Annotated in this window: 16 protein-coding genes and 1 other RNA gene; 1 reads left to right on the top strand and 16 read right to left on the bottom strand. The window is 31.4% G+C overall.

Going from position 1 to position 17,094, the window contains the following annotated elements:
• Nucleotides 1-78: 78 nt before the first annotated feature.
• The 14 genes from JOC70_RS14655 to JOC70_RS14590 all read right to left on the bottom strand — a co-directional run bounded on the left by JOC70_RS14655 (nucleotide 79) and on the right by JOC70_RS14590 (nucleotide 14,895).
• Nucleotides 79-2,628, bottom strand: a complete 2,550-nt coding sequence (locus JOC70_RS14655; protein ID WP_204599641.1) for a RyR domain-containing protein — start codon at nucleotides 2,626-2,628, stop codon at nucleotides 79-81.
• A gap of 100 nt (nucleotides 2,629-2,728) precedes the next feature.
• Nucleotides 2,729-3,508 (bottom strand): pseudouridine synthase, encoded by a 780-nt coding sequence (locus JOC70_RS14650; RefSeq protein ID WP_204599640.1) that lies wholly within the window; start codon nucleotides 3,506-3,508, stop codon nucleotides 2,729-2,731.
• A gap of 202 nt (nucleotides 3,509-3,710) precedes the next feature.
• Entirely contained in the window at nucleotides 3,711-4,424 is a 714-nt protein-coding gene (locus JOC70_RS14645) for a tryptophan synthase subunit alpha (RefSeq protein WP_204599639.1), read from the bottom strand.
• A gap of 10 nt (nucleotides 4,425-4,434) precedes the next feature.
• On the bottom strand, nucleotides 4,435-5,589 hold the full coding sequence (locus tag JOC70_RS14640) for an iron-containing alcohol dehydrogenase (RefSeq protein WP_204599785.1): 1,155 nt from the start codon (nucleotides 5,587-5,589) through the stop codon (nucleotides 4,435-4,437).
• Nucleotides 5,590-5,606: 17 nt separating this feature from the next.
• The gene (locus JOC70_RS14635; protein WP_204599638.1) at nucleotides 5,607-6,389 is read right to left on the bottom strand and encodes a BtpA/SgcQ family protein; all 783 of its coding nucleotides are present in this window, start codon (nucleotides 6,387-6,389) and stop codon (nucleotides 5,607-5,609) included.
• Nucleotides 6,382-7,143 carry a nucleoside phosphorylase gene (locus tag JOC70_RS14630; RefSeq protein ID WP_204599637.1) on the bottom strand — a complete coding sequence of 254 codons (762 nt, stop codon included), beginning with the start codon at nucleotides 7,141-7,143 and terminating at the stop codon, nucleotides 6,382-6,384. The genes JOC70_RS14635 and JOC70_RS14630 overlap by 8 nt, the downstream gene beginning before the upstream one ends.
• Nucleotides 7,144-7,175: 32 nt before the next feature.
• Complete coding sequence (locus JOC70_RS14625; RefSeq protein WP_204599636.1) at nucleotides 7,176-8,123, bottom strand: carbohydrate kinase family protein; 948 nt, start codon at nucleotides 8,121-8,123, stop codon at nucleotides 7,176-7,178.
• Nucleotides 8,124-8,690 (bottom strand): cysteine hydrolase family protein, encoded by a 567-nt coding sequence (locus tag JOC70_RS14620; protein ID WP_204599635.1) that lies wholly within the window; start codon nucleotides 8,688-8,690, stop codon nucleotides 8,124-8,126.
• Nucleotides 8,683-9,600 carry an ABC transporter permease gene (locus tag JOC70_RS14615; RefSeq protein WP_204599634.1) on the bottom strand — a complete coding sequence of 306 codons (918 nt, stop codon included), beginning with the start codon at nucleotides 9,598-9,600 and terminating at the stop codon, nucleotides 8,683-8,685. The genes JOC70_RS14620 and JOC70_RS14615 overlap by 8 nt, the downstream gene beginning before the upstream one ends.
• A complete protein-coding gene (locus JOC70_RS14610) occupies nucleotides 9,584-10,687 on the bottom strand; it encodes an ABC transporter permease (RefSeq protein WP_204599633.1) in 1,104 nt (367 codons plus the stop codon). Before JOC70_RS14610 ends, JOC70_RS14615 begins: the two co-directional genes overlap by 17 nt.
• Nucleotides 10,688-10,712: 25 nt before the next feature.
• Nucleotides 10,713-12,260 carry an ABC transporter ATP-binding protein gene (locus JOC70_RS14605; protein WP_207755322.1) on the bottom strand — a complete coding sequence of 516 codons (1,548 nt, stop codon included), beginning with the start codon at nucleotides 12,258-12,260 and terminating at the stop codon, nucleotides 10,713-10,715.
• Between the two features lie 23 nt (nucleotides 12,261-12,283).
• Nucleotides 12,284-13,468: a BMP family lipoprotein gene (locus tag JOC70_RS14600; protein ID WP_204599632.1), complete on the bottom strand. Its 1,185-nt coding sequence runs from the start codon at nucleotides 13,466-13,468 to the stop codon at nucleotides 12,284-12,286.
• 40 nt (nucleotides 13,469-13,508) lie between these two features.
• The gene (locus JOC70_RS14595) at nucleotides 13,509-14,243 is read right to left on the bottom strand and encodes a GntR family transcriptional regulator (RefSeq protein ID WP_243429148.1); all 735 of its coding nucleotides are present in this window, start codon (nucleotides 14,241-14,243) and stop codon (nucleotides 13,509-13,511) included.
• Between the two features lie 250 nt (nucleotides 14,244-14,493).
• Complete coding sequence (locus JOC70_RS14590; RefSeq protein WP_204599631.1) at nucleotides 14,494-14,895, bottom strand: nucleotidyltransferase family protein; 402 nt, start codon at nucleotides 14,893-14,895, stop codon at nucleotides 14,494-14,496.
• 235 nt (nucleotides 14,896-15,130) lie between these two features.
• Here JOC70_RS14590 and ffs point away from each other — a divergent pair.
• Nucleotides 15,131-15,396, top strand: an RNA gene (ffs, locus tag JOC70_RS14585) — signal recognition particle sRNA large type.
• Between the two features lie 131 nt (nucleotides 15,397-15,527).
• Here ffs and JOC70_RS14580 read toward each other — a convergent pair.
• Nucleotides 15,528-16,667 carry a DUF2974 domain-containing protein gene (locus JOC70_RS14580; protein WP_204599630.1) on the bottom strand — a complete coding sequence of 380 codons (1,140 nt, stop codon included), beginning with the start codon at nucleotides 16,665-16,667 and terminating at the stop codon, nucleotides 15,528-15,530.
• Between the two features lie 76 nt (nucleotides 16,668-16,743).
• Nucleotides 16,744-16,956 (bottom strand): UPF0175 family protein, encoded by a 213-nt coding sequence (locus JOC70_RS14575; RefSeq protein ID WP_204599629.1) that lies wholly within the window; start codon nucleotides 16,954-16,956, stop codon nucleotides 16,744-16,746.
• Between the last annotated feature and the right edge of the window lie 138 nt (nucleotides 16,957-17,094).

The raw sequence follows: 17,094 nt of genomic DNA, 5'->3' as shown, positions 1-17,094 counted from the left end.
TTTAATGCGATAGCCCTATCTTTAAATATATTTTGTTTCAAACTTGCCACTTGTCATGTGGGTGGCACCATTCCATTATTAGGAAACTCTTACTGGCTCTATCTTGAAATTTGATTTAGCCAATATTTCCGGCCAGCTTTCAACCATTTTATATAGTTTATCTTTCTTATCCTCAGTCAAACTATTCCATGAAACAAGGTCAGAGTCAGTCTTTTTAATGCTGTCCTTAACTTTGCCATACTTCCAGCCAGACTCTTTTCTATATCTATACCATCTCATGTGCTCATTTTTAGCTAAAATCTCTAATTCCCTAGGTGTAAATTGTTTAAATTTAGGCTTATCCTTAATTGAAACAATGTCATAGTTAATTTTAATTAAATTACTTGGGATGTTTCTGGCCTGTTCACGACTAGAGTTTTTAAGTTCCTCACTGAGCTCCTGCCAAGGCTTTATACAATTTTCATCCATGTTTTCGCATTTTTCATTAATGATTCTATACTTTTCATGAATTGCCATTGCAATACTTTCAATTTTTTCACCATAAAAGGCATCATGCATTAAATGACGTAAAAACTGTTCTTCATCCACATGAAGCTTTAGCTGCTCTCTGGAAGGCAAATAGGATTGCTCCCATTTTGTAGAGTTTGTAAGCATACTCATATCCAATATGGCTTCCATTGATCTTGATTCATGTTTATATCTTGGAATTTTAAGCATTGCTCTTAGCACTCCATTATCAATTTGAGCCTCTCCATTATCATTTATAAGGTGGGGAACTTTACGTTCTAATAATGAACGAAGTAATATTGCCCTTCTAATTATAAACAATTGATCCAATTTCTTATTTGTTTGATTTGGACCCATAATATTTACATATCCTCTTAAACGGCTTACAAAATCAGGTCCCTTTGCACTTCTAAACTTTAATAAAAACTGTCTTTGCTCCTCTTCATCTTCTATATCTTCTCCGAAAAATTCGCTGAAAGTGCTGCTTGTTCCGCCTGCAAATGCAAAGATAGCCTTTCCAATAGGATGAATAGAATCCCCTTCCCTAAATACACCATCCTGCATAGGGGCTAGGAAATATTTAAGCCATCCAAGGTTTACCTCAAAAGCAGAATCAAATTCATCAAAAATTACTAGTGGAATTTTACCTTCCAGTACGATATCTCTTACTTTGTGAAAGGCATTGACTAAATCCATTGTGGATCTAAATTGGGATAAATTAAAATCTATCTTTTTAATTATATTTGGCGCAATACTATTAGCCACCTCAACTATACCAAAGGACTTACCAGACCCAGGGGTACCAAATACAGCAATTGACAGAGGACGTACGGTATTTTTATTTGAAATATACTCAAGCATAAGATTTTCTATGCTCTTATAACTCTCAATTTCTGTTTTATCTACGGTTGTTAAATTTCCAAACTTAGCTATTGGTATAAACTTAAGTGCATTTTTAACCCCATTCTTAACAATATCATAAGCTATTTCCGCTAAGCTTGTAGAGCTCTTATCCTTTAAAATATACCAGCTAGAGTTAGAAGAAACAGGTACTACTGCATCCTGCACATGATCCCTATGTATAAAATCTTCTTCTTTTTCAGTAAATATTTCTGGATTAGGAAATACACATTCCTCCACATTTTCTCCAAATCCTTCAAGGAAATATTTATGAGCAGAAACAATTCCTTTACGAATTCCCATATTTATTGATTCTGATATTTCTTCATTTTCTTGATTTCCTGAAACAATAGTACTTGCAAGCCCTGCAACAAAACAAGAAGTAAGTCCGTACATCTTACCTTGTGAATCCTTAACAAAGCCGCCTTCAAATTCATATGGGAGGAAATATAATCTAACTTCACGTACATCTTCATTTTTGTAATAAATAGCCCCTTCAAGTCCAAAAGGAACTATAATATGACGGCAGGTTGCCAAAAATGCAAGGCTAGGATTATTGTTAATTTGCCATACAAAATCCTGAGCTGTTTTTTCCCATGACAAGCCTTTGCTTATATTAACTCCTTTAGAACGCAAATCATCAGCATTTACAATTACTATAACATTTTCATTGTTAAGTCCCTGGATATGTTTCCAAAGCTTACTAGAATCAATAACGTTGCTCATCTTGTATAAAATTATTGGTGATGATTCAGATGATTTTAAAGCCAATGGCCAAAATTCTTCATTGGAGTTAAAACCATTATTTTCGTCATCTATTATCACTATATCTGCATTAGGATCATCATTTACAATAGGAAGCAGTTTAGCTTTAGCATCCTTGGGTCCTGTAAATCCCATGAAACGACTTATCCTATAAACCTTTTTATCATTGGTTTTATCCCCATATACTGGAAAAAGGCCTAATTCTGCAGTTGATCGAAGAATTTCTCCTGATAAAGTTAACTCCATATTTTCTGTATCAGGTGACATCACAGGCGCCTTAGTTGATAAAGCTGTAAGCTTTGATAAAAGCAAAGCTTCTCCCGAACTAAAAATACTGTGCATGTTTAAGTGCGTTTGCCAGTTTAATCCTACATTTATGCTGGGATATGTGAGCCACTGTAACTGATTTACACATATATCGCCTGATACTACAATTTTTATATTTTTATTATCCATATTTAAGCTCCTATAATATTTGAATTTCTATTTAATATTATACTAAATTAGTTAGAAATAAAAAGTAATTCAACCATATTTTTTTGTTAAAAAACTGTAATTATTCAACTAGTTTTTTAACTTCCTGTTCTGTCAAGGATCTATACTGACCTTTTTTTAGCGATTCATCTAAAGTTAATCCTCCAATGGAAATTCTTTTTAAATACACCACATAACATCCTACTGCTTTTAACATGCGCTTCACTTGATGCTTACGTCCCTCTGAAATAGTAAGATATCCTAATACCATGGGCTGATTATAATGTGTTGAATCAATACTCTCTAAATTATTAATAGATATTTCATTTTTGAATTGCTCATACACTCCATGTTTATCTACTTCTATTTTTGCAGGCTTTGTTAATATTTCACCTTTTCCAATATAAACTCCCTGCTTTAATGCCTTTATATCTTCCTCTTCTAAAGTACCAAGAGCCCAAAAGAAATAAGTTTTTTCAACATGCTTTTGTGGATGCATTAATTTATGTTCAAATTCACCATCATTGGTAAATAGCAATAATCCTTCTGTATCCTTATCTAGTCTTCCAACATGAAATACTCCATTCATGTGAGCATCATCAAGATAATCAAATACTGTTTTATTAACTGCATCTTTTCTTGCAGTAATGCAGCCAGCAGGTTTATTAAACATATAATATACTTTTCCAGTATAATGTACCACCTTATCAAGATACTCAATAACATCAAAACTTTCGTTAATCTCCATAGCAGGCTCTGTTATCACTTCTCCATTCACCTTAACCATACCTTCTTTAACATAATTTCTAACTTCTATCCTTCTGCCAACGGATGATTGTGCTAAAAATTTATCTAATCTCATATTTTATTTTACTCCTATTTTATATTGCAATAAACTGCTATATTAGTTTACTTAATTTAAAGTAATGTATCAAGTTATGTTATTTATTTTTGCATATAAAAAGAGCATCTTAAATTTTTCATTTTAGATGCTCTTTAATAATAACTATTTTATACATACTATGATTATGGTGCTTTATATGAGTTCAATACACGTTAATTATTTATGTTGCACTCTTAAGTTCTTTTATGCCCTCTTTTAATCTCGGAATATCATCATGTAATTTTAAAATTGTACTTCCAACAAATACACCATCTGCATTGGACAATTTAGCCATATTAATGTCATTTGCATCTCTTATTCCAACACCGCAGTATATTTCTCTATCTATTCCTATTTCCTTTAAATGAGCTATACAATCTTTTAAAGTTGGATATTTTTCGTTTATATTGTTAGTCATTGGCTTTGCTTGCATATACACAAAACCATTTGATTCCTTTGCAGCTTTTAATTCTGCTTCAGGCATATGGAACTGAACATAACAGGAAATCTTCAATCCATGCTCCATAAGTTTATTTAAAAGTTCGATATCTTCTCCCACAAATATTAAGTCTTTAATATCATTATCTAAGCAAAACTTTATAAATTTATCATCGCCTATTTCTGATACTGTGTTACCATATGCTAAAAGTAATAAATGTGTATCAGGATTATTCTTTTTAATTTCTAGAATTCCATCCATATACTTATCATAATCATTGCAATTCTTAAGGGCTTGTCTCATTCTACCAGCTATAAAATCTCCTTCTAAATATGGATCATGTGAAGGAAAATCTACTTCAATAACATCACATCCAGCTTCAGTATAAATCTTTGCCATTTCTATACTACTTTCTATAGTAGGATATCCATTTGATAAATAACAAATTAATTTCATATTATTTAACCTACCTTCTTCCATTGTAAGCATATAAGTACAAGTCTCTTAACTCATCTCTAGTTGGAATAATTGGATTAGTTTTTGTACATCCATCAGCTAAAGCCATATCAATCATGAGTTCCATTTTCTCATTAAAGCTCTTGTCATCTGGTATTAATTCACTTAGGCAAGCAGGAATGTTAACTTCATTATTTAATTCCTTAACAATACTTACTAAATCACTTCCACCTTTAATTTCAGTTGCAATTTTATTATATTTTTCCCTTGCATTTCCATCTTTACTGTTGAACTCCATAACATATGGAAGCAATACAGCATCTAAAAGTCCATGTGCTAGTCCAAATAGACTTCCTAATGTATGAGCCATAGAATGCACTATTCCTAAGGATACGTTAGTAAATGCTAATCCAGCTGTAAATGAAGCATTTAGCATTTTTTCTCTATATTCAAGATTTTCACCATCTTCAAATGCTTTAGGCAAATACTGTACTATATCTTTAATTGCAGCCTGTGAAAAAATGTCACTAAGATAATTAGCTCTTTTTGATACTAAGGCTTCTAATGCATGAGTTAATGCATCCATTCCAGTTTCTGCAGTAATTTTACCAGGCATTGTAGCAGTAACTAATGGATCACATATTGCTATATCAGGCATCATTTCCATGTTACCTACTCCAAACTTAGTATGCGTTGCATCTTCTGTAATTACTATAGATCTACTTACTTCGCTTGCTGATCCACTTGTCGAAGGTATGCATACTAAGTAAGCCTTTTCCCTAAGTTTAGGAAACTCATTTGGAGGTAATATATCCTGTAATGTTTTAAACTCCTCATTTTCATAATATATCCACATTGCTTTAGCAGCATCCATTGCAGATCCGCCGCCAAGTCCTATAATAATGTCTGGTCCATATTCTTTCATTTTATTTGCACCATTGATAACAGTACTAAATAGAGGATCTGGTTCAACTCCAGAAAACACATCACTTTCAATATTTGCTTCTTTTAAATAATCTATAACCTTTTGTAGAATCCCACTTTTTCTCATGCTGGATCCTCCAGTAACAATCATTGCCTTACTGCCCTTAAGAGTCTTTAAATGTTCTAAACATCCTTCGCCAAACATTAACTGGGATCCTGCCAATTTCATAGGTCTCATCATCATGTCATCACTCCTATTTATTTTATATTATCTAAAACTGCCTTGGTTAAATCATAGGAAATAGGATTTTCAATTTTCCCTCCTACTTTTAAGCTAGAACCAATAATTGCTCCATCTGCAATATTTAATTGCTCTTTTATATTGTTTTTGTTAACTCCGCTTCCAATTATTACTGGTATTGATGATATATTCTTTACCCTTTTTATAATCTCAATAGGTGTTTCTTTACCTATATGAGTTCCTGTTACAATGATAGCATCGGCACCACAGCTTATAGCAGCATTTGCTGAATCTTCAATTGAAACTGTAGGAAGTACCATATGTGTATGTTTAACTTGTATATCAGCAAATATCTTTACATTTTCTGCTCCGATATTTTTTCTATAAAGTAATGCTTCTCTTGCACAAGGAACAATAACTCCACCATAAAATTCAACTGTATCCACAAAAACTGGTATTCTTACAAAATCAGCATCAATAACTTTAGCTATAGATAGTGCTGTTTTGTAATCATTCATAGCAGCATCAATTCCTACTGGAATATTTACACTTTGCTTCACTAATGCACTTACTACTGATAATGCTGCAACCTGTATGTTATCTAAAGTTACATTGAATGGATCATCTCCCATATTTTCAACTATTATGGCATCTACTCCTGCCTTTTCTAGCGTTATTGCATCTTCGATTGCTTGTGCAATTATTTCATGCATATTGTCTTTAAATTTTAAAGTTCCAGGGAGCGGAAGACAATGTACCATTCCTATAACTAATTTTTTATCAAAATTTAATTTACTCATACTTATATCCTCCCTCGTGATAAATTTTTATTCCGTCTAACACAATCTTGCATAAATCTTGTTCTGCTTTAAGTCTATCTTCACCTTCTAGCACTTCTTTTAAGTTTTTTAGTACAGTAGTCATGGTAACACTACAAACTTTTATGTTCATAAGATTTCCAAGCACAAGCATACAGCTTGTTTCCATATCAACTCCAGAAATATTATATTTCTCAATTTCATCAAATGTATTTAAAATATTAGTTTTCATTTTCTTAGATAATCTTGATTCTCTCATTTGACTATAGAATCCATCCATAGTACATGTAATTCCGTTAATATATTCCCTATTGTTTTGAACAACACTTTTATTCATGCAGTTTACTAATTCGAGATTTGCTACAGCAGGAAATGACTTAGGTACATAAGTATCACTAGTGGATTCCATTCTCATAGATCCATTTGGTATTAAAAGTTTGCCAATCATTCCGTCTTTTAATCCCATAATTGTTCCCATTCTAACTGCTACTTCCATGCCGCAATCATATAACTCTTCCATTGCAATTGCAGCTGATGGTGCTCCTATACCTGTTGATGATATGGTTATTGGAATACCTTTATATGTACCCGTATAAGTATTAAATTCTCTATTGAAAGCTACATGATTCGGATCATCTAATAATTTTTGAAGCATTTCTACTCTCCAAGGATCCCCTGAAAATATTACATATTTTGATATCTTTTCTTCACTAGCCTTTAAATATAAAGTTGACATATATACCTCCTAGATATTTCAATCTGTTTTTACTAAATAGTTTCTATATACTGATTAAATCTTTCAAAAAATTCTTCTTTACTTGGTGCATTAGTTGTACATCCAACACTTTCTAAAACAAAGGAGGACATTACGCTTCCCATCAGGCAGGATTCCCTAATGCTTTTATTATTAAGATATCCATACAAAAATCCAGCTATATAAGCATCTCCAGCTCCTGTAGCATCTACTACACTTTTGGGTTTACATGGTTTAATTTCCCCTGATTCAAAACCATCTTCAGTCTTTCTATAATACATACTGCCTTTTTCACCTAAAGTAGTTATTATCATTTCTGCTTGCCCTAATTTAAACAAATCTGAAATTTCATTAATATTAAGTATTGATTTAATATCTTCGCTTTCAGCTTCATTTGAAAAAATTATTTTGCTATTAATTAAAATTTCATGTAAAAAACTTTTAGGAAATGCATCAAAATCTAATTTTGTTCCAAATACAATTGGAAGGTTATGTTTTTTACATTTATTATAAAACTCTAAGTTATCCTTATAGGATCCCACTGTAAGAACAGCTAATTTAGAACTTTTAAAGAATTCATCATTCATATCTTTACTGTACTTGGAATCCATTGCTCCTGGATAAAATATTGTTATATGCTTATTTTCTTTGTCTGATATTATATAACAATTGGAAGATGATTCATTTTCGATTACTTCTACCGCATCCATATTTACATTAGCTGCTTTTAGGTAGTTAATAAATCCAGTTGTATCTTTATCTTCTCCAACCCTCATTATTGGTAAAGCCGTTAGTTCCATTTTAGCTGCCAAATAAGAAATATTTATAGGGCAGCCGCCATAATACACCTTTGTATTATCAGAATTTGAAATAATAGATGTATAACCAACCTTTATAGAGTTTTCAACTTTTATTATCCTATCCATGCTAATATAACCACTAGTTACAATATCATATTTCATCTATATTTCTCCTTTTTCAAGAAGTTCAAAAAGCTCCTCAGATGATACTACTTTACCAAAATACTTTTTAATATCTGTTAAATGAACTTCATTTACTAACTCATCATTAGTTGCCACACAATCTGATACAACATATACGTTATAATCAAGATAATAAGCATCTGTAACTGTTGCTCTAATGCAGCAGTTAGTTTTAGTACCTGTTATTATTACATTCTCTATTTTATTTTCTCTTAATATTAAATCCAAATCAGTTCCAAAGAATCCACTATATCTTCTTTTCTTAATTACATAGTCCTTATCTTCATTTACTTCAAGCATTGAATCAATTTCATCTCCACCAGTGCCTTCAATACAGTTAGGTCTCATGTTAACTAGATTTTTGTCAAATTTATTTTTTCTGTAACTATGTCTAAAGAAAATGGTTAAAACGTCACTTTTTCTACACTCGTCTAATACATTTTTAATTCTTGGCAATACTTCTTTATTTTGAGGATAAAAAACTAATCCATCAGGATCTGTAAAATCCTTTACCATATCAATAATAAATAATGCTGTGTTACGCATTTTTAATCCCCCTTATTTTTGTTTTCCTACATTCTGAACTGGATACAGCAAATAGAACTAATACAATCATTAAATAAGGAATAATTTCAAACAATCCTGATATTGGGCCGGCATATAATCCTAAATTTATTGCCAAAGATTTTGCCAGTCCAAATATAACTGCATAAACTGAACACTTTAAAGGTTCTCCCTTTCCACAATAAATTGCGGCTATAGCTATAAATCCTCTTCCTGCAATCATATTATCAGTAAATAGGCCCATTCTTTCAGCTGATAAATTTATTCCAGCTAAAGCACATAAAACTGCACCAATTAAGATTCCTATGTATTTTAGCCTATCGCTCTTTATACCAACTGACTTTGCTGCTCCTTCACTCTCTCCTACAACCCTTAGATGTATTCCAAATCTTGTTTTATAAAGAACAATATATGCAATGATAATTAGTATAAAACTTATATAGGTAATAGGGGTATGTCCACTTAGAATTTTAGATATAACAGGAATGTCACCAATGAATGGAATTTTGATTTTCATATTATTAACATTAACTAAATATCCTATATTTATATTTACCAGCATCTTATACTTTAGTATAAATGTACACATACTTGATACAAGTATATTTAATCCAAATCCAGTGATAATAAAATTACTTTTTAAAGTGATAGCAAATACTGAAAATATCAATCCAACTAATAATGTACATAATATTGCTAGCACTATTCCTAAATAGTAACTTTTGAATATTAAGATAAAAAAGGAACTTGAAAATGCTCCCATCAGTATCATACCTTCAAGTCCAATATTTAGTACGTTTGCTTTATAAGCAAATAAGCCACCTAATACAGCTAGGATCAATGGAGTACTGTGATAAACCATATCATATAATATATTATTTAATAGATTCATTACTATTTCCCCCTAACTGCTTTAATTCTACCTTTGCCATTTTACTTCTTATCTTCCCACTAAAATTTATTCTCTCATTAATAAACTTTACTGATAAGAACAAAATTAAAATACCTTGAATTATTGACACTATATCTTTTGGAACATTAGTATATATACCTATGTATTCACTTCCAGTCTTTAGTGCTGCATAAAATATGGATGATACTAATACACCTACAGGATTATGATTACCTAGCAAAGCTATGAGCATGCCATCCCATCCTAATCCGGGGTTTCCTGAAAAATCCAATGTAAATCTATATTTTTCGCTCATTAAGTAACCAGCTCCAGCTAGTCCACTTAATGCACCACTTATAAGCATCATCCTGATAATATTTTTACTTACTTTCATCCCCATAGCTTCAGCAAATTCTGGGTTCTTTCCTATAACTGTTATTTCATAACCAAATTTGGTCTTGTTAAATACTACATAAATTATTGCAAATATAATTAATGTTATTAAGAAAAACATTGTAATATCTGTTCCAAATAATTTACTAAACATAGCATTTTCTGAAATTGAATAGGTTGCTACATAACCTGATGATGGATCTCTATATATCCCTTGAGCTAAGTATTTAACAAGTTCTACTACTACATAGTTAAGCATTAGTGTTACAACCATTTCATCTACTTTAAAGTAAGCTTTTAAAAGTGCTGGTATTAAGCAAAATATCATTCCTGTAATCATACCAGTTAATAAACATAAACTGATATGAATCATTGGTGGTAATCCCTTTAAGGAGAATCCTGTAACACACGCAAAGAATCCGCCTAAAACTGCTGCTCCTTCAACTCCCATATTAAAAATATTTGCTTTAAAGGTAATTGCTATTGCCAATCCAGTTAAAATCAAAGGGGATGCAAAGTGTAGTGTTTTTGTTATTCCTGATGCACTAAATAATGATTTTTCAATCATTATTTTATATGTTAAAAATGGATTTTCTCCAATAAATATTATTAAAATTGCACCAATAATAAATGCTGCAAGTATAGGGATTACTAGTCCAAGTAATGATCTGAATTTATTTTCAAATGCCTTCATTATTAGCCCCCCTGCTCATTTCTTTCTAAATTTTATTTATTCCCGCCATAAGTAATCCTAGTTCAGATGAGGTAGTTTCATCAGCATTTACAATGTCAATAATTTCCCCTTTATACATTACAGCAATCCTATCGCTTAAATTCATGATTTCCGATAGCTCACTTGAAATTAATAATATGCCTTTATTTGATTTTCTCAATTCTAATATCTTGTTATGAATAAATTCTATGGATCCTATATCTACACCTCTAGTAGGCTGAGATGCAATTAATAAACTTGGATTAGATTCAACTTCTCTTGCAATTATTATCTTTTGAGCATTTCCACCTGATAATTGTGATACATTCCCTTTTCTATCAGCTACTCTTATATCATATTTATCTATTAGCTTGTTTGAATTTTCCTCTATTTCATCAAATTTTAAAAATCCTTTGCTTGAAAATTCTTCTTTATCATGATAACCAGCTATAAAGTTATCACATATTTTCATATCTATACATAAACCCTGTGCATATCTGTCTTCAGGAATGATACCTATACCAGATTTTCTTATTTCCTTTGGCCATTTATTTGTAATATCTTGACCATTAATTAATATTTCACCTTCTGTAGACTCCATGAGACCAGTAATAACTTTTACAAGCTCACTTTGACCGTTACCTTCTACCCCTGCAATTCCAACTATTTCTCCTTCATGAATTTGAAGGTTTATATTTTTCAAACACTTTTTGCCTGGTTGTGATTCGGTAGATATATTTCGAAGTTCATATACTACTTCGCCTTGTTTTCCTGTATTCCTATCCTTATTTACATTTACTACAACATCTCTTCCAACCATCATATTAGCAATTTCTTCAACGGTGGTTTCTGAAGTCTTTTTTTCACCTATAACTTTACCGCGCTTTATAACAACGACATTATCACTTACTTCCATAATTTCTCTAAGCTTATGCGTTATTAATATTATTGTTTTCCCTTGACTTTTAAGTTCTCTAAAACTTTCTAATAGTTCATCTACTTCTTGTGGCGTAAGAACTGCTGTTGGTTCATCAAATATCAAAATATCAACATTTCTATATAACATTTTTAAAATTTCAATTCTCTGCTTAGACCCGATGGAGATATTATCCACAATGTCATTAGGATTTAAATCAAATTTATATAAGTCAATTATCTTTTGAACTTCTTCTTTTTCTTTTTTATTATCTATAATAAAACTATTAAATTTAAGTTTCTTACCAATTCTTATGCCCTTTTTTACTTCTGTTCCTAACATGATGTTTTCAAAAACAGTAAGACTTGGCACCAACTTAAAATGTTGGTGCACCATGCCTATACCATTTTCTATTGCATCTATAGGAGACTTCAAATGTACTTCTTTACCGTTTATTTCAATTTTTCCACTTGTAGGCTGTAATAATCCATATAACATATTCATCAAGGTTGTTTTTCCTGCTCCGTTTTCTCCAATAATTGCAGTAATTTCTCCTTGCTTAATAGAAATACTTATATTATCATTTGCAACAAAGTTATCAAATTTTTTTGTTAAATTAAAAGTTTGTATTTTGTACATGATAGCTCCTTTCTCTTTAGATGCTAATCATTTGGCATTGATAAATTAGTTAAGCTAGACTTATTAAGCTTTTCCCCTGCTTGGGCATTAGTTACTTTAATTTCACGTGAATCAATTTTTTTAGTAATTTCCTCTATTTGACTTTTGATTTCTTTCCACTTATCTTTTCCTGATTCTTTTACCTTTGATTCTATAACTGATAAATCTGTAATACCTGTTGCCTTTGAAGCTAAATTATAGTTTATTACTTTACCATTAACTTCTGCCATAGTTTTATTTTTATAGTGCTGTGCTATGCTGTACACTGGAACTTCTGTATTTTTTAATACACTTGTAAGAATGTATCCAGGTTGATTGTTATCTTTGTCAGCATCAACTTCTATAGCTAATTTCTTTACTTCTTTAGCTTTGGATGTTACACCATCACCTACTGCACCAGCAACAGACATTATTATATTTGTACCTTCTGAATAATAAGTATTTGCTTTTGTTGCACCTGCGGCTGAATCACTAAATCCAACATTGTAATCACTAAGACATTTATAATTTACATTTAATTTTTTAGCTATATAATTTGCTCCTTCGGCAAAACCATAACTAAACACTGTAATTCCATTTGATTTTGTTCCACCAAAGAATCCCAATTTTCTACCTGCATCGCCTTCTATAAAGTTATATTGTGCTTTATCAAATAATTGAGCATTATTTTCATTAACTAAAACACTTAGAGCCCCTGCTAAGAATGCAGCTTCATGTACATCAAAAAGTACCGAAATTACATTTTTATGTTTTACACTACCATCTTTATTTACATTTGGATTATCATTAAAAATAACAAATGTTGTATCAGGATATTGTTCGGCTATTGATTTTCCTCCTCCTACTCCATTTATTAGAGCATCGAAATTATATTCTAATGTAAATATAAGCTTGTACCCTGATTTAGCAAGCTCTGATAGGCTTCCAGGGATATCTTTTGATTCAACTACTTTGTAATTTACTCCAAGTTCCTTTTTAACTTTTTCTAGACCTTTAATTGCTGATGCATTATATCCATTGTCATTAGGACCAGCTGCTGAAGTTATTAGAGCAATACCCAAATCTTCATTTGCAGTTTTTTTACCACCGCAACCTGTAAATAACATAGTACATAACATTAACATAGAAATAATAGAAATTAACTTTTTTGTTGATTTAATTTTTAACATCTTTATCCCCCTTAAAACGTTTTCTTGATAAATAAAATTTTTATTTTACTTGATTTATATAAAATTTAAATTTATCCGATCTATAATAACTTTTAAATGTCTCTATTGGTACTTCCTTGCCATTTACCATCCCCATGGTTACTGCATTAAATAAAATTACGGGATCTCCTAAATTTAACTCCAGGCATTCAGCTACTTCATCTGTTACAAGAACAGCCTCTAAAGTTCTATGAGCCTTAGTAATTTTTACTCCATATACATTTTCAACTATGTTATAAATTGATTCTTTTCCAAAATCATAATTTTCAATGCCCGGAAAAATCTTGCATGGTAAATATGCAGTTGTATAGTTAAGTGGTTCTTCATTTGCATAATATACTCTCTTTAGCATTAATACTTTATCGCCATTTATCAACTGTAATTTCTTAGCTCTTACTTTATCAGCCTCCATAACTGTACTGCAAATTAGCTTCTTTGATGGAGTCATGCCCATTCTTACAATATCTTCAGTACAACTCATAATTGAAACAAGATCATAATTTCCTTCATCAGATTTTATGAAAGTACCTTTTCCCTGTATTCTGTATAAATAACCTTCATTTACCAAATCATCAACTGCTCTTCTCGCTGTTATTCTACTAACATGAAACATAGTCATAAGTTCTCTTTCACTTGGTATCATGCCAGTATCACTAAATTCTTCGCTATTAATCATATCTATAATTTTCTTTTTCACTACATAATATTTTGGTGCCATTGAATATGTATCTTCCATTTTTTACTCCTATCTATATATCATTCTATCATTATGTCGTTATGTTGATATAACCACTTGTAATTATTTTAATTAATTCATTTACAATAGTCAATACCTTTTTACAGAAAAAGTATTTATATTGTCAAATAAAGAACGTTTGGCAACTTGATATACATTCTCCACAAGAAATGCACTCAGTTTTAGATGTAATTTCTTGTGAAGGTGCTGGTATCTCTTTTATATTTTTATTAAATCATACACCACCTACTTATTCTCCATAAGTCATATTGAAGGTTTCATTTTCTTTATAAAGCAGTTCTGTATTTATATATTCAATGTTGTATAATCTAAGGTTATCATCACTGTATATTATCATGGAATTATCATATACAGTGACCTTTAGGTTTAAATCCAAATTTTCATCCCCTAAATTTATTACATCTACCTTTGTGCCTAAAAACTTTTCCAAATATTCTTCTAGGTCTAAAATCCTATTTAAGCTTATATCCTCTTCACTTAAAATGGCTATATCTATATCAGAATAACCCTTAAAATCCTCAGTTACTATACTTCCAGACAGCATTACAGTATTTAGTCCTAATTCTTTAAATTTATTTATACATTCATCTGACTTTAGTTTATCAAATATATCATCTTTGCTAATATGCATAAAAACACCCCTTCATATGGTGAGTAACCTTAATAAAAGTTATTTTCTTTCATATTATGTACCATATGAAAGAAAATAACACAAATTACTTGGTGCCACCCACATGACAAGTGACAAGTTTAAATTTTCAACTTGCCACTTGCCACGTGGGTGGCACCAATTTCCATTGTTTATTAGCTTCAAACATGTTATTATAATCTCACAACAAAAGAAGAAATACTTTAATAGAGAGTTTTCGTGCTAGATGGGGAGCTAGCGGTGCCCTGTAACCTGCAATCCGCTACAGCAGGATTGAATTCCCACTATAGGCTTTACTCTGTTGAGTCAGTATGATAAAAGTGGTGTTGAGAACTGGGTCCCATGCATCAGAAACTCATGAAATCCGTCAGGTCTGGAAGGAAGCAGCGGTAAGTGATTATTTCTGAGTGCCATGGATTAACCTAATTTGAGCTAACTAAATCAATACTATCAGTAGATTAATTGTCGATAGTGGGTGCACGATGTACATAAACTAGTATTTAGTAAATTTGAAGCCAATGCTTAGTGTTTAAGCATTGGCTTTTAGACTTTCATTCCTTATTAAATTATCCATGCTATTTTCTCTATCATAGCGCTTTTTTTCCATAAATTCATCAGCGTTTTTTTCTTGAGAAAAATAATATTTTATCCGGCTTAAGAGCTGTTTTAAATATCTTTTCGCTTTCCACAAATAGTGATTCCACTGTCTGTTTTAATATTTGTTTTGTTACTGGATCCATGTTTTTGAAGGTCTTAATCATAATATCAATAGTCTTTAAGCGCTCCTTTGACAATTCAAACAGCGTTTTTGCACCTGCCGCCTGTAAGATTTGAAACAATGCATCAACAAATTGGCCCCTCTCTTCAATGGATAAGTTATTAAGCCATGCCCTTACTACACTATTAAAGTTAAGACTGGATTTGGTTAACCCCTTTTCATAAACAAAATAATTCCCCTTCACTTCCCACGAAAAAGGATTGTGCTGCATAATGCCAATTGCATGGCTATTTACTACCGCATATTCTTCTCCATGTTCCAGCAGCATGCCAACAACAGCAGACTTAGGTATTATTGTTTTAATGCGGCTAAGTACACTTTGATATCCCTCACTTTGTATTATTTTTGCTTGAAACCCTGGCCCATCATTATTATAAACACCAAGTATTCTCTTTCTTTCCTCATTAGAGGCATATGCTGCTGCATAGACAGCAAGATTTCCACCCTTTGAGTGTCCACCAAACCAAAAGTCACCATCATGACATGTCATAACTTTTTTCGTGTAATTTACCGCATCCCGCTGTGCCTGCACTTCATCCATAAAGGTCATTTTAAAATCCTCTTCCCAACCGGCAATAGTAGCATCAGTTCCTCGAAATGCAATAAAGTGATGATTGCTATCTAAGGAAAACATAACAGCTGCAAACTGCTTGGATTCTTCATAATTAATTTGATTCACATAATTGGACAACATAATATCACTATAACGCACTGTGTTTGCAGCCTTCATAAATAGTTCAAAGCCAGCTATCGTTAATTGATGCTCACTAACTTTTGAAATATCATCATATAAATTTTTAAATTGTTCTGCTACAGACCTAATGGTAACTGACTCTCCATCAGCACTTAATGATGCAATGTCATCGAACTCTACATAAGCAAGCACCGACATAATTAAATTATCAACTTCATTAAATCCATCCTTTTCAAAACTTAAGTCTCCGCGCCACTCTAAATAATCAAATATATTGTTCAATGTGTCTGCCTTCTCTCTAAATACATACTACAGAAATTTATTGCAATTTTATTACTTAAGCACTTTACTAATAGTCTTAGTCATTTCCTTTCTCTCCTAGTTTGTTCTGAGCATCACCTAGTGAAATTTCACTGAAGTAAAATTCATCTTCCATATATTCCTTCCAAGGTATATTCTTGCTTTGAAGTAAAATGATAAAGTCCAAAATATCCATTTCTGCTATTTCAGCTGCACTCTCCAGCGGCACAGACCTATTAGAAAGTAATGTGACTGCTTTTTCAATACTCATTTATTTCACACCCTTTATCAACTTAATTTCTTGATTATTGTATTTATTTTCCATTATTATATCATATTTATTATTTAGACAAAATAAAAAACACCCATAAATTAAATTGTGAAATCCTTTCGGTCTGCTCCACTTCTC

This window comes from Clostridium pascui (genome assembly GCF_016908015.1).
GTDB lineage: Bacteria > Bacillota > Clostridia > Clostridiales > Clostridiaceae > Clostridium_AK > Clostridium_AK pascui.
This window is presented reverse-complemented; position numbering and strand designations above follow the sequence as displayed.